Source organism: Mesorhizobium sp. PL10 (genome assembly GCF_053714315.1).
Window position 1 is genome coordinate 1 of record NZ_JBSKBR010000029.1, and the last position, 13,899, is coordinate 13,899.

The following is a 13,899-nucleotide window of genomic DNA, read 5'->3' on the forward strand; positions in this document are numbered from 1 at the left end:
CAGCGGCGGCAGAAACTGATTAGGAGACCTTCCTGACGACAGCCTGACGTCAAGCGTCTGGGGCGTGAAAAAATGGTACCTCGCGGCTGGGCCACATTGGCTGGCGGACGCCCGCAGCCAGGCGTCACCGCCCACATTGCTTAAGTAGCGTCTGGTTGAGGCGCTAAGCCAATGCTTAACATGCTGAAATGGCGGCAATACTGTGGCGGCGATGTAGAAATGTCGCCGGCTCTGCAAAGTAGAAATGTCGCATTAGCCGTTCCAACGGGCAGGGTGCAGCAAGATAGAAATGCGACAGTGACGTGCTTCTTGGCACGGACCAGAGCGCCCGGTCGGGCGTAAGCTGGTCCGGGTTGCAGAGCCCGATCGGGTGCGTTCCAGTAGAGCTCCCTCGGCTTTAGCTTCGAGGGCCGGTTCACTCGGCCGCGGCCAACCTTGCCAATGCCCGTTGTCGCCGTGCGATGACAGCAGGATCGTTTATGAATTCCGTCCTGCGGCCCGGCTTTGTTCCGCGCTTCTTGTAGGCGCTCTGCTCGCTGTTGGTCTTGATCTTCGGAGGAGGTCGCGCCTCATCCTGCTGAGCTTTGATCCAGGTCAGCAACTCACCGAGCCGCTTGTTCTCGGTGACCGCCGTGTGCGTGACGCGCTGCTCCTTGTCGAAGACGGTGTAGGGCAGGGAACATGCTCTCCATCGAATGTCCAGCCGACCGTCGGCGAACTCGTAGATATCGACGTATTTGCCGACCAGTCCGCACGAAAGCTCGTTCTTCTCAAGCATGATTTGCCTGCGTTCGTAGGAGAACGACAATTGCTGGCCGACATAACGTTGCTCCCGCTTGCACAGCACGTTACGCAGCCGATCCGGCGCAACATTCAATGCGCGATGCAGGTTGTCCGGTCGGGTAGGGACCTTGGCGAACCTCTCGTTGAAATCAGCCGTAAACGCCAGCCGGAACGCATTGGCCGCTTCGATGTCCGATATGCCGGCGAGGCGCAGTTCCTTCACAAGCCTGTCCTGAAGAGTCCGATTGACCCTTTCTACCCGGCCTTTGGCCTGGCTCGAGTTGGCGCACAGGATCTCGATGTTGAGTTCCGCCAGCGCACGGCCGAACTGGGTCATGCCCCGGCCTGCGCGAGCCTCGGCCTTTGCGACACGAAACACCGTATGCTTGTCGGAATAGAATGCGACCGGGCAGCCGTGTGCCTTCAAATGGAGCTCAAGAGCCTCGAAGTAGCTGAAGGTGCTCTCCGACTTCACAAAGCGAAGCTGCTGAAGCTTGCTCGTGGCGTCGTCGATGAAGACGAGCAGGGTGCAAGGATCCTCGAACCAACGGTGATCGCTGCCGTCGATCTGCACCAGTTCACCGTAGCACTCTCGCCGCAGCCTCGGCTGATGGAATGTTCGGCGCTGCTTGCGCGACAGCCAGATTCCGGCGTCAGTCATCCATTTGCGCAGCGTCTCTCGCGACACGATCAGGCCGTGGTTCGCCGCCAACTTCTCGGCGGCCAAGGTTGGTCCGAAGTCGAGATAATGTTCCCGAACCAACTGAACCGCCAGTTCGCCGATGCCGGCGACATATCGATGGTTCGACGGTCGTCCTCGAGCCTTGTGCCGAAGTGCTGCGGCGCCTTCGGCTGTGAACGCCTTCAGCAGACGCTGGACTTGGCGGGTCGTCATATCCAGCACATGCGCCGCCGAGACGACCGTCATGCGCCGCTCCAAAACCTTCGACAGCACCTCGATGCGTTGCAGCTCGCGCTCGCTCATCAAAATCAGTCCCAACCCGCCGTCTCCCTCGCTCACCGACGAGCAGGGCGACATTCCTACTTTGCGGAATCAAGACATTTCTATCTTGCTACAATTTCTAGTTCCATAAGATAGATTCTGCGACTTCCGTTTGTACAGAGCAAAGTTAAAATGTCCCACTTCTGCAAAGTAGGAATGTCGCTTCCCCTTAGCCGAAACCAATTGATCGAGCTCACTGCGGACATCGTATCCGCTTACGTTGGCAACAACCCCGTGCCCGTCGCCTCTCTCCCGGACCTGATCGAAAGCGTGAATTCGTCGCTTGCGAAGATTGGGCAGCCGGCCGAACCGGAGACGCGTGCCCAAGCTCCAGCGGTCAATCCGAAGCGGTCGGTATTTCCGGACTACATCATCTGCCTCGAGGACGGGAAGAAGTTCAAATCGCTGAAGCGCCATCTCAACGTGCACTGCGGCCTGACGCCCGACGAGTATCGGGCGAAGTGGGATCTTAAGTCAGACTATCCCATGGTCGCGCCGAACTATTCGGCAACGCGGTCGGCACTGGCCAAGTCACTAGGTCTGGGACGGAAGCCCGCGCCAGGAAAGAAGCCCGCCGGAAACCGCCGGGTCAAAGCCTGACTTTTTTGGTGAACGCTCGCCGGGCTAAGCCGACGGCGCGCCCTATGGCCTAGAAAGTGTCGACCGTGGCGCCGCCGGGGCCGGTCTGTATGCGAACCCTGCCATCGCGCCGCGTGGTCAGCACCCGCCGTTGTTGGCCGTCAAGCTCAATGCCGCGACACCGCTGCCGATACCAATTCACGGTCTCCTGCGACGCATATTCCCGTCCGGAATCGGAGATCACGACAAAGTGCGGGTAAAGGCCCGTCTCGTCGAAAAGACGGTCGCTGCAGCCGTTCCGCCTGCCATGGTGAGACGCGACCAGGATGTCGACCCTGCCGATCGCTTCCCGAAAGGCCTCGCGCTCCAGCAGCTTCTCCCACCCGGCCACCTCCATGTCGCCAGGAAAGCAGATCCTAATGCCGTGGCTTTCAATGATCGAAACCAGGCTGAGATTATTTTCGTCTTCGAACTCCGCCGGGTAGCGATTCCAGAAGTGCTGAACCTTGACATCCCCATAGTCGATGTTGCTTGCCGCTGGTGCGGTATAGCGCGTCATCATCTTCGCAAGCGCGTCGATGCCCCGACCAATGCCGCCGATATCCTTGACGTACCGCAGCTGCTCCGCGGAAACCGAGGGGTTCTTGACCAATGTCCCAATGCCGACGGCATTGACTAGGTTGTGCAGGTCGCTCGCGTGGTCCTCGTCAAAGTTGGAGATGATGAGTTTGTCGATACGGGTGATGCCCTGGCGCGGCAGGAACGCCGAGGGCCGCCAGTTGGTGCTCGAGTTGTGGCCGGCGTCGATCAGGACGTGGCGCCCGCTGTCCGTGACAATATGGGAGCACTGGCCGTGCTCGACATCGAATATCCTGAGATCCATCTCACACCGCCGCAGGCGTGCGCGGGCCCTGCCGCAGCCTGATCGTGTCACAGGCGGCAAGCAGCGCCGTGGCATACTGAACGCCCGCCTCCCATACCCACCTTTTGGTGACAACGAAGACCCAGATCACCGTTGCCAGCGCATTGACGGCCATGGCCGACAGCACCGCCGGGCCGAGCGGCGTCAGAACCGCAATCGCGCCGCGCCAGTCGTGCTTTATCAGGAGATCGAGAAAGCTCGGGTTGCCGTAGACAATGGCGGCTGCGGAAGCGAGCAGCGTCAACACACAGATCGAGATGCCGACCGGTTTCAGCCCCCGAAGGTTGCGGCGGAAACCGTATTGGGCGTTCTCGCGGTGCACCATCGGGAACTCTTTGCCTCTTGCCATCTCCTTGAGCCAGACCACCGCAGAATTGTAGACCGCATCGGCTGCGACTGGAGCGGCGGTCTCTTGCGCCGCCGTCGGGAACGCGACCAGGTCAGGCACCGCCGCGGCAAGGAAGGCGTGATAGCGCTGGCGGGTATGCACATCGAGCTGGTCGTTGCTGTGGCGCAGCAAGATGGTCGTCGGCCAGCCGCCCCAGGCTTTGCGCAGCGCAGGCTCAATGCGGCGGCCTTTGGTCCGCGCATAGGACCCCAAAGCGTAGAGCAGCCCACAGGACGTCGCGATGGTGAGCAGAGTGGCGGCGACACTCGACACGATCAGCCATGGAAACCAGGCCATGACCGCCAGCAACGGCGGAAAGATGGTCAGCAGACCCGGGAACAGGCGGGCCTGTCGGCCGTAGCCGTCGAACATCTGCGCAATGTCGGTGGTGAAAGGAATCGCCATGTCACTCTTCGTATTCATCGGGATAGGCCGCCGGCGTCAGCGACGTCCAGCCGGGCCTTTCAGGCGCGTCCTTCGACGTGCGAATATCCCGGCCTTCGGTCATATGGAGGTTGGCGCCGCGATGGATCATGGCGCGCATCACCACCTTGCGCGGGTGATCCTCATCTTCCTTGGCCGAACTGATTACCGCCGTAAAGTGCCCCTGAACGGGCGGGTTTTCGAGACGGGGCCCGAGAATCTTATCGAGCAGATCCGTGGTCAGGTTGCGCCGCCCGCCGTGATGGGGAACCTGGAAGCGATTGATCCCGGGAAGCGCGAGCCCCGCAGCAGGCGCGTACTCGATGATCTCCGCCAGCCCGTCGCGGCCCGTGTCCGCGGTCAGCAGGATCTTTTCACCGCACAGCTCGGCAAACTGCACCACGCTCATCTCGTTTTCGTTGCTGGTGTCCTCGGCCGGGAACGCCTCGGCGCCCCAGGCGGCCCTGATCAGATTCACTGCGGTAATCGCTTTTTCAAGCAGGGTCGTGAAGATCCCGCCGCGTTCAACTTCTTCAGCCTTGGCCTCGGGGGTCTTGTTGGACGTGACGACAAGGTCAAGGAAACGGGCGCGGGTCGGCGCCATAACGCGGAACGCGCCAACGGACGCGCCCTGAAACGGCACCCGGATCTCAATCCCCTTCCGGACTGCGATATCCTCCAGGGCCGCGAGGTTGGAATAGGCTGAGCGCAAGGTAGAGCGGAGCCGGTCCACGCTGGTATAGGTCTCGAACCTGCCGATGAGTTCGTCAGCATACTCCCAGGGGCGGAGCATCCACAGGACGCCGACGTCGAAATGCTCAAGGATTTCGACCAAGCCCCGGGCGTGATCCCCATCATTGTGGGTGGCAACCACATGATCGATGAACTTAGGATTGCCGTAGTGTGTGACCACGTGGTCACGCAAGGACTTGCCGGTTTCCACATAGCCACCATCGATAACGTGGATATACGTCGCGCCGTCTTTCTCATAGCGCATCGCAATGGCGTCGCCACTCTTCTTGGTTTCGACACCAAGAAAATCAATCTCGAAATAGTCTGCCATGTGGCGCCCCTCCCTGCCCGGCTTCAAAGAATACTAAAAAGGCCCTTTGTCATAAAGTGTTGCCGTCAAATGTGACTTCACATGCCTGCTTGCAAGGGCAGCAGTCGCAAAAAATTACAAAGTAGAAACCACGCTGGGCAGGTCGGCCCACAGGATCGTGTAGCTCGGTGACTTCCGCTCGAACCGGGTCGACCAGCTCCGTTGCAATCCCATTGCGGCGGGCACCAGGATATTGCGGCCGAACCGGGCGTTGACCTCATCTAGCGCAGCGTTCAATCGCCGCCGCTCCTCGCGGTCGATTACCGCCAGCAGTGACACCCTGGTGAGCGGCACCAGCTCGGTGAGCATGATGCGGGCTTTCGCGTAGCGGTAGGCCGTCCCCGTCGCTCTTGTGATTGCAGCATTTCCCATCGTCCTTTTTCAACCGGCCGGGCCTCCCGACCGCCGGGTAGATGATGATGATCCCCTTGGAGAATGATTCTTTTGTAGAGCCTGACGGTCTCAGCGTTAACGAAGGTCACCGTTTGCCTGTACCCTGGATCGGGCCGCCGATTGCCCAGGGTTTTCGAGCCGTGGCGATTGGTGAGCGATCAGCTCCATTGCCGTCTCTCTGCGCGGGTTAACTGACCACCATTCTACCCTGCACTGCGCTTCGGAAATACGACAGAAGGCCCACAAATACCCGGTTTAGGCGCAAGGCTTTTCAGCGATCCTCGAAAAAGGGAAACGGCAGTCCTTCCAGCCGTGAAGACGCGACGCCGGTGGCAATCACCGTCATTGCACGGATCGCAGCGCGACCAAGCACGCTGCCTCGGGAAAGGGTCTAGGAAAGAAGCTGGGCCGCTTGTCCTTGTGCCGAAAGCAATTTGACCGCCTTCCGGTCAAAAGAGACGAATGTCTCCCCACCGAGCCAGCCGCCGTCGAAGGCGATCACGCCATCGGCGAAATCGCCGCCGGCCTCCAACACGGCTAGCCCTGCCTCGACTGCTGGTCGGTTGACGACGACATTCGCGGTGTTCAGCAGCGCGGCGATCGCGGAGACAATGTCCCCGCGCGCAGTCTGGTAGTGGCGGGTCAAGACCCATGCAAACTCGCACAGAGCCTGCAGGCTCACAGCCACAATATCGGCCTTGGCGAGCAAGTCCACGGCAACCGCCGCCTGCTCTTCATCATCAGCCACATAAGCACGCAATAGCACGTTCGTATCGGCGGTGACCTTCATTCCTTGCCGGCCCCGGCCGAGGCTCCAGCCTCGGCTATCGCCTCATTGATCTCCTCGATGCTGAGCACCCGGCCATTCGTCTTGCCTTTGAGAAAGCCGTGCAGGTCTCGGAACGATCCCTTCGCCCGCACCGCCTTCAGTTCCGCCCGCCCGTCCGGCAGCAGATCGAGCTCGATCTTCTCGCCCGGCCTAATACCCAGGTGCTGCAGCACGTCTTTGCGAAACGTCACCTGTCCACGTGCGGTTACCGTCAAAGTCGTCATGTCACTCAACTCCGATCTTGCTGTCCGGTAGATAATGCATATTTGCATTACTATCAAGGGCAGATGACTGAGCTGAGCCGCATACCCTCAAATAGCGAAGGCGATCGGGCCTTAGCGGAGTTCGCCCTACGACATTGTCCGGAAACTTCTCGCTGGCTGCATACCTGGTCGAACGCGAACTCTCGCTATTCCAGGGTTAATCCGATGTCGACCGGATCCGGCACCGTCGCTTCGAATACCTCAAGATAGCCCTTTCGACGATTGGGCCGATCTGAACCGCTGGCCTCAATCTGCTCGGCAATCTTCTCTCTGAGATGTTCCGCCGTTGGCTTGAGACGGCTCTCCGCCTGGCGAATCCGGTCCGAGACCGCCACGTCATTCTTTTTGCCCGCGTCATTCGGCGGTCCTGCGGGCACGACTCGGTCCTGAATACCATCTGGTATTGTCACCGATTCTGGGTCGACGCTCCCCGCATCTGCGATGATTGAGACACCTTGTGCCGCTGTATCTTGATCAACTAACCTACCATCTTTCAACCGCGCGAGGCCCGATGGGCGGGGAGAGCTGGTTTGTGGAAGCTTGCCGTCAGGCGTTGCCACGATCGCCTCGCCCCCCTGCCCGGAGGTTTTTTGCGCATAGGTCTCGGTTGTCGCCGGAACGGCCTGTTCGGGCAGATACTCGATCGGCGGAACATCAGGAATGTTGGCCTGGGAGTATGCGACCGCGGACTTGAACGGCTCGGTTTCGAAGAAGCGCAGCTTGTCGCCATAAATCGGTTTTTGCCCCTGAGCGATCAGAATCAGCTTGTCCGCGGACATCTGACGGATTTCCTGCGGCATCAACAGGTCGCGCTCGCGGATCTGCTCAACCTTGGTGCGGCGTGGCAGGCCGAACAGTTCGATCGTCCGCGATTCCGACTGGTAGCGCGCGGTTCGTTTCCCCAGCGCTCGGGACACGTAGTCGGCCGTCGCCTGATCGTTGGCGCCAAGCACAAGCTGATAGCCGCAGTTGCCGAGCAGCGAATGGCGCGTGGTTTCACCATAAATCTCGTCCAGGTTCTTCAGGTCCTGGATGATAAAGGCCATTTTGATGTTGTACTCGGCGACATAGGGCATCTTGTCGGTGATGTCGGACATCTTTTTCAACTGCCGGAACTCGTCGAGCAGGAAATAGACCGGCAATGATTTCGAGTGGCGTTCGCGCATGAGGATGTCGAGCGTCTGCTGCACGAACAAGGTCAGTAACGGTCGCAGCAGAACCACGTCTGTGATGTTCGGAGCGAGATAGATCGAGATCGGCCGGCGCTTGATTGCCCTCAGGTCCATGTCGGTGATATTGGTTGCGGCCACGATGCGATCATTTTTGAAGGGCCGCAGCGCCTTCTGGATATCGAGCAGGGCTGATGCTGCCGCCCGCTCCGACAGCGCGAGATAGGCGTTGAAACTCTCGACCGTGAACTTCGACAAATAGCCTTCCCGCTCCTTGATGAACTTCATGAGCGCCTGAAGATTCATGCCGCTGTTGAAGAAGGAATTGACCTCCCCAAAATTTCGCCGGCCTTCATAAGAGGGACTTTCGAGAATGTAGCTGATGACGCCGGCGATCACCTGCTGGGCTGTCCCCTGCCATATCGAATTCTCGGATTCGGTGTTTTCAGGAACAAGGATGCTCGCCATGTTCTGGATGTCGGTCGTCCGGTTCCCGCGTTCCTGGCGGATGAAGTCCAGCGGGTTGTAGCGATGGGTCCTGTCCGACCCCGGAGCGAACAGAAACACCTGGTTTCCCTTTTCTCTCCGATAGCCGGCGGTCGCCTTGAATATCTCGCCCTTGAGGTCGGTCACAATCATCGAGCCCTGATGCGCGATCGCGTTGGGGTTCACATAGCCGATGCCCTTTCCGGAGCGCGTCGGCCCGATTACCAGGTGATGCAGGTCATCCTTGGTTCGCAGGATCTTGCGCCCGACCCGGCCGAAGATGTGGCCGTGCCTGCCGAACCATTTTCGCCGACGCATCATCGCGACCGTCTGGAAGGACGCGTCGCCGAGCGGATGTTCGGGCATGCGCAGGCCGACGACGGAGATGATGACGGCTATAATCGCCGCCGGCACCGCTGCCGTCACGGCCACGATCTGCAGATCGCGGCTATCCGGGTAGAGCCAGAGCTGCTCGGCCGGAGCGAACGGGTTGGTGGTTATGGTCAGCTGCAGCACGCGGGGGTCGCCGTGGACAAGATAGAGACCGGCGCCGTAGAAGAGCGTCCAGGCCGCGAGCGCAATCACCAAGCAGAATGCGAAGTAGAAGGCCTTGTAGCCGGAGCTCATTCCTCGGCCCGTGCGAAATAGATTTCGGAGACGCCACGTTTTCCCCCATCGCGGCGCAGCTGGATGACTACCGGCAAAACCATCCGGATATAGGACATCAGGTCGAGCTTTGAGTAGCCGGCCGACATGCCGTTCTGCTGCATCATCATAGCCAGCTGCTCATACGCGCCGAGCGGTGTGTCGGCGTGGACCGTTGACATCGACCCCGGGTGTCCGGTGTTGATCGCACGCAAGAATGAGAAGGCCTCGGCGCCGCGAATCTCGCCGACAAAAATGCGGTCCGGCCGCATGCGAAGCGAGGCCTCGAGCAATTGCTGGATGGTCACATTGGCGGTTCCCTGATCACCACGCGAAGCCAGCAGATGAACCGAGTTCGCATGCGGCGGGAAGAGTTCGCGCGTATCCTCCAGGGTTACGATGCGCTCATTGGGACCGAGACTGTTCAAACAGGCGTTGAGAAAGGTGGTCTTTCCCGAAGAGGTTCCACCGCTGATCAGAATGGAGACGCGGTTTTGAACTGCGGTGTCGAGGAAATCATAGATTGCGTTGCGGCGCAGATGCCCGACGAGCTTGCGTTCCGTATCGTTGAGACCGCCCAGAGCGACGGCAACGTTTCCGAGCGCGCCGCTGTCACGATAATGCTCGAGCGTAAAATTGCTGACGACCTGCTTGCGGATCGAGATCGCGCCGCCATCGGGTGCGGCCGGCGGCAGGATGATCTGGATGCGTTCGCCGGAAGGCAGAGCGGCGCTGAGAAGCGGATTGGCCCGGCTGATGAACTGGTGGGTGACGCCGGCGACACGTTCACCGATGTTCTGGATCTCATCGGCAGTAAGCGCCTCGATCCGGTGATGTTCCATGAAATCCGCGCCGAGACGTTCGATAAAGGCTTCGCCCGGTCGGTTGATTGCGATCTCGATCACCGCCGGGTCGTCAAGGAATTGGCGGACGGGATCGAGCGCGCGCTCGAGAAAATAATGTGCGCTGCGAGGCGCCCGCTCGGTCCTACCGGCCTCGCCGCTCATGCCTGATCTCCTTCAGGGCCTCGGTGACGGGGTCCTCATAGAGTGAAGAGAAGTCGAGGTCCTGACGCACGTAGACAAAGATGCGCTCGCCCTGGCTGACGCTGATGGTGGGTGGAATGCGCAAGCTGTCGCCGAGCGCCTGGTTGGCCATATCGGAAAACGTCTGGGCGATCGTGCTGCGGGCGATGTCCTCGGCGCGTGCTGCCTCGTTGCCATTTCCACCGGCGCCATTGCTGCCGTAGCCGGTCAGGTAACTTGACACGCCGCCGACGACCGACAGCAGGATGGCGGCGCCGAACCGCTCGCGAAACTTGTTGTCGACCTCACCTGTCAGCCCCGATCGGCCCAGACTGTCGGCTCCAATCGAGTTGAGGCGGACCGTCACACCGTCGTCGCGGATAAGGCGGGTCCAGATGACGAAGACGCGCTTTTGTCCGCGAACCACGTCGGACTGATATTCGCCGATGAGATGGGTGCCGGTCGGGATCAGCACGCGGCGTCCGTCGAAGGAATAAACATCCTGCGAGACGATCGCGCGCACCTGGCCGGGAAGATCGCTGACGATCGCCGTCTCGAGGGTGCCAGGAATCATTGTGCCTTCCACTATGGTGGCATCGGTGCGCTTGATCTGGCGTGCGGTGGCGGAGCGATCGGCAAGCCCCGACGCGGCGGCAAGATACTTGCTGTTGCGGTCCTCGCCGGCGACGGTTGGGCGGTCCGCATCGCCAGCCGAGAGCGAGCCATTTGCGCCATCGGCCTTCGACGTGTCGAGGACGATCATCTTGGACTTGAGGCGACCGGGAAACTCTTCCGCTGGCGGGGCCTCGGTCGGCGGAGGCAGGTTCGTTGCGATAGCAGGCGGCGGTGGTGGTGGCACGTCGAATTCGCTGGTATCGCTCCGGACCGGCGGCGGCGGTGGTGGCGCCGGGGGTTCGGGAATGTTGATGACCGCCGGCTCTTGCGGTTTTGCCGGCTCGTCCTGATCACGCACGAAGGAAGGCGGCCGAAAGCCGGTCGTCGAGAATTCTTCGTCGCCCTGGAGCAGGTCGGTCGGCCGGCTGCGCGGGTCAGCGAGAACAAAATAGGCCGCGACCGAACCTGCGATCACAAGAGCGCCGACGCCAAGCAGCTGGTTGCGCCGAACGGTCGGGCTTGCAACAGCCACTTCGTCGCTGGACAGCATGGCATCAAGTTCCGGGCTGCGCTTCATGGATTGCCACTCCTTCTGCGCTTCCTGGCATCCTTGTCGAAAGCAGGCCCGAGCACATCCGGATCGGGCGCTCCGTAGTCCGGCTTGCGCAGGTTGAAGACGCAGGTCCAATCATTGCCGTCGCGCAGCGTGTATTGCTGCGCCACCCCGTCGACGACGATGTAGTCACCCTCCTTGCGGAAGTTGCGTAACGTTTCGGAAAAGTCGGAATTGACCGCGAAGATCGCTGGCACGCGGCTGGAAAACTTGAAGAACGTCTTGTTGCCGTCGTCGAAGATCATCGTCGGCTTGAGCGCGGCATTGCCCGAATAGGAATAATCGATGTTGACGTTGGCCTTGTCGATCGAGGAGATGTTCGGGTTTGCCGCACGAAACTCCGCCTCCTGTCTCAACTGGGCATTGAGGTCCTTTTCCGGATAGACGAAGCGGATGCCGAAGACCTGATGTCCAGCGTCGGGCGCGAAGTCGTTCAGCTCGAGATAATAGATGCGCTTGGTGGTCACGACGTTCATGTTGGTGGCGACGTTTTTCGCCACCGGCTTGACGAAGAGGATGTTGCCCTTCTCGGCCGGAACGACCTGCCAGCTTTCCGTGTCCCCGAGCGAGACGGTCTCGAACTTCTCGTCCTCGTCGAAGAGGATCATCGTCGAAATGCCATAGGTCGCGTAGACCTTGACCACATTGTTGGGCTGGTAGACCACGCTGGTGACGCGGGAATCCAGCCCGCCCGGACGTGGGGTCTGAGCCGCGAGCGCAGGCGGCGCCGAAAGAAGTACCGACAGCAATGAGAGAACTATTCCCATCGGCCCTTTCCTCACGGCTGGCGCCCGGCTGGCGTTACGGTTTCCTGGTCGCGCCGATAATCATAGACCTGAAAACCGAGCGGGTTTTCGAAGCGCCACTCGTTGGTTGCCGGGGTATCCGTGTAACGGAAGCGGACAACCGAAATGAAGTGGCGTTGGACCGTGTCGGTGTCGGATTTCTCTGTGGTCGCGAAGCGGACGATCGCCGTGCTCTTGTTGGGGAATGTGACCGAATTGATATCGACCAACACCTTCTTCAGCTTGCCGTAGAGCTTTGCCGGGTTTTGCGGGTTGGTGGAACTGTAGAGTTCTTGCAGTTCACGCGCGGCATCACCCGTCGACAGCAGTGCAGCAATCCCGAAATTGTCCGCCATCGCGTAGGGATCGTAGCCCTCTCGTGACCTGATATAGCGCACGACATTGGCCTGGGTGATCGCCTCCTGCCCGGTCAGACTGGTCGGACGTGTCAGGCCGGTCTTGACCTCGATGTAACCGGTGTTGCGGTCGACCTCGACGATATAGGGCTCGAAGCTTTTGAGCGGCACCAAAAGCACGAGCGTTGCGAGGCTGAGAAGCGTGATGCCGCCAAAGACGGTCGTCACGAACCAGGCAAGCGCGCGGGAACGGTTCGCCTTGCGAACGATCTCATGCTCCCATTGCTCTGCCTCCTGGAAGTAGCTGCGCAGCGCCTTTTCCTTCGTAGCGTCGGCCATGTCGCTAACTGTTCCCCTGCCCTGTTGCCATCATCGCGGCATGCTGTTGGCGCTGATGCGGTTCTGCATGGCGGTCCGCGCGCCCTCGGTACCGCTGGAGCCCGGCGATGCATCGTCAGTCGCCTCACGTGGTGTGCGAAACCGTCGATAAAGGTCATAGCTCCCGCGACCTCCCGAGGCCGCACTGCGGGCGGCTGCACGCGGCACGCGCCATCCGGCGTAGCGCGCGAGCCCGAAACCGGCGTGCCCGATACCGGCCGCGATCCCGCTTCCAATGCCCTGGGCAAGGCTCTGGATCTGCAGCATGACGAAGCCACCGGCAGCGCAGAGCAGAACGAAGGCCGCGACATCCGAGAGCTTCAACGTGCGCGACTTGGCCGCGGCATCGATCGCGGTGAGTTCGGGATCCATGGCGGCAATGAGGAAGGCGGCGATCACGTAGATGAACAGCGGGATCAGGGCATAGATGATGACCTGGTTGAGCCAGCCCGCGCCGTAGCTGCGCGTGCGCTCGAAGAGCATGCAGGCGATGAAGATCGGCGCGCTGCCGACGAGCACCCACATCATCACCTTGGCGAGCACCAGGATGGCAAGCGCGATCGCCATGAAGATAGCGGTACAGGCCATGATCAGAAAACCGATCAGCGACGGCAGCACGGCGAAATAGCCTGATTGCTCCGCAAATGCGGAGGCTGCCTCATTGGCGGTCTTCCATATCAGGGAGAGGCCGTTGGTGGGTTCCGTGATGCCGGTCGAAGAGGCCGCCAGGATCGCCCTGCCGGCGTCCTCGGGCGTGTTGCTCAGCCACGAATAGGCAAGGTCGTTGAAGTGACCCCACTGGCCGATCAGGGCAAGGATCAGCATCATGCGAACGATGCGCGCGACGATCTCCCCGACCCCGACGCGGGCCGATCCGGTCAGGAGCTGGAGCCCGTAGAACCCGACATAAAGCACAAACAGAATGTTGAGCAGCGGCATGATCTCGGAGCCGACGACGCCATAGGCGCGCTCGGAAAAGTTGGTGCCCGAGTTCTCGATGCGGTCGAGAAGATTGCCGAGAAAATCCTCCATCGCCCCCGTCCTCTATTCCGCGGCCAGCCCATCGATTGCCCGCAACGCCGCTTTGCCGTCACCGTTAACCGGATGCAGCGGCCCACAGTCCGCCGGCCGCCGCGGACTGT

General features: G+C 60.6%; 14 protein-coding genes. 1 reads left to right on the forward strand and 13 read right to left on the reverse strand.

The window, feature by feature from the left end; genetic code table 11:
- Positions 1-415: 415 nt before the first annotated feature.
- The gene (locus ACWGTO_RS28630) at positions 416-1,783 is read right to left on the reverse strand and encodes an ISNCY family transposase (RefSeq protein ID WP_454578141.1); all 1,368 of its coding nucleotides are present in this window, start codon (positions 1,781-1,783) and stop codon (positions 416-418) included.
- Positions 1,784-1,942: 159 nt separating this feature from the next.
- Between ACWGTO_RS28630 and ACWGTO_RS28635 the strand changes: the two genes are divergently transcribed.
- Positions 1,943-2,386 (forward strand): MucR family transcriptional regulator, encoded by a 444-nt coding sequence (locus ACWGTO_RS28635; RefSeq protein ID WP_454578142.1) that lies wholly within the window; start codon positions 1,943-1,945, stop codon positions 2,384-2,386.
- A 49-nt stretch (positions 2,387-2,435) separates the two neighbouring features.
- Here ACWGTO_RS28635 and ACWGTO_RS28640 read toward each other — a convergent pair whose 3' ends face one another.
- From ACWGTO_RS28640 to ACWGTO_RS28695, 12 genes are all read right to left on the reverse strand, one after another.
- A complete protein-coding gene (locus ACWGTO_RS28640; RefSeq protein WP_454578143.1) occupies positions 2,436-3,248 on the reverse strand; it encodes a ComEC/Rec2 family competence protein in 813 nt (270 codons plus the stop codon).
- Position 3,249: 1 nt separating this feature from the next.
- The gene (locus ACWGTO_RS28645; RefSeq protein WP_454578144.1) at positions 3,250-4,080 is read right to left on the reverse strand and encodes a hypothetical protein; all 831 of its coding nucleotides are present in this window, start codon (positions 4,078-4,080) and stop codon (positions 3,250-3,252) included.
- Position 4,081: 1 nt separating this feature from the next.
- Positions 4,082-5,161: an MBL fold metallo-hydrolase gene (locus ACWGTO_RS28650; protein ID WP_454578145.1), complete on the reverse strand. Its 1,080-nt coding sequence runs from the start codon at positions 5,159-5,161 to the stop codon at positions 4,082-4,084.
- 114 nt (positions 5,162-5,275) lie between these two features.
- Complete coding sequence (locus tag ACWGTO_RS28655; protein ID WP_454578146.1) at positions 5,276-5,572, reverse strand: DUF4113 domain-containing protein; 297 nt, start codon at positions 5,570-5,572, stop codon at positions 5,276-5,278.
- Between the two features lie 412 nt (positions 5,573-5,984).
- A complete protein-coding gene (locus ACWGTO_RS28660; RefSeq protein WP_454578147.1) occupies positions 5,985-6,383 on the reverse strand; it encodes a type II toxin-antitoxin system VapC family toxin in 399 nt (132 codons plus the stop codon).
- Positions 6,380-6,646: an AbrB/MazE/SpoVT family DNA-binding domain-containing protein gene (locus tag ACWGTO_RS28665; RefSeq protein ID WP_454578148.1), complete on the reverse strand. Its 267-nt coding sequence runs from the start codon at positions 6,644-6,646 to the stop codon at positions 6,380-6,382. The genes ACWGTO_RS28660 and ACWGTO_RS28665 overlap by 4 nt, the downstream gene beginning before the upstream one ends.
- A 185-nt stretch (positions 6,647-6,831) precedes the next feature.
- Positions 6,832-8,967 carry a type IV secretory system conjugative DNA transfer family protein gene (locus tag ACWGTO_RS28670; RefSeq protein ID WP_454578149.1) on the reverse strand — a complete coding sequence of 712 codons (2,136 nt, stop codon included), beginning with the start codon at positions 8,965-8,967 and terminating at the stop codon, positions 6,832-6,834.
- A complete protein-coding gene (virB11, locus tag ACWGTO_RS28675) occupies positions 8,964-9,992 on the reverse strand; it encodes a P-type DNA transfer ATPase VirB11 (RefSeq protein WP_454578150.1) in 1,029 nt (342 codons plus the stop codon). Before virB11 ends, ACWGTO_RS28670 begins: the two co-directional genes overlap by 4 nt.
- Positions 9,973-11,202 (reverse strand): type IV secretion system protein VirB10, encoded by a 1,230-nt coding sequence (virB10, locus tag ACWGTO_RS28680; RefSeq protein ID WP_454578151.1) that lies wholly within the window; start codon positions 11,200-11,202, stop codon positions 9,973-9,975. Before virB10 ends, virB11 begins: the two co-directional genes overlap by 20 nt.
- The gene (virB9, locus tag ACWGTO_RS28685; RefSeq protein WP_454578152.1) at positions 11,199-12,005 is read right to left on the reverse strand and encodes a P-type conjugative transfer protein VirB9; all 807 of its coding nucleotides are present in this window, start codon (positions 12,003-12,005) and stop codon (positions 11,199-11,201) included. The genes virB10 and virB9 overlap by 4 nt, the downstream gene beginning before the upstream one ends.
- Before the next feature lie 11 nt (positions 12,006-12,016).
- Positions 12,017-12,718, reverse strand: a complete 702-nt coding sequence (locus ACWGTO_RS28690) for a virB8 family protein (protein WP_454578153.1) — start codon at positions 12,716-12,718, stop codon at positions 12,017-12,019.
- A gap of 30 nt (positions 12,719-12,748) precedes the next feature.
- Positions 12,749-13,789 (reverse strand): type IV secretion system protein, encoded by a 1,041-nt coding sequence (locus tag ACWGTO_RS28695; RefSeq protein ID WP_454578154.1) that lies wholly within the window; start codon positions 13,787-13,789, stop codon positions 12,749-12,751.
- Positions 13,790-13,899 lie beyond the last annotated feature (110 nt).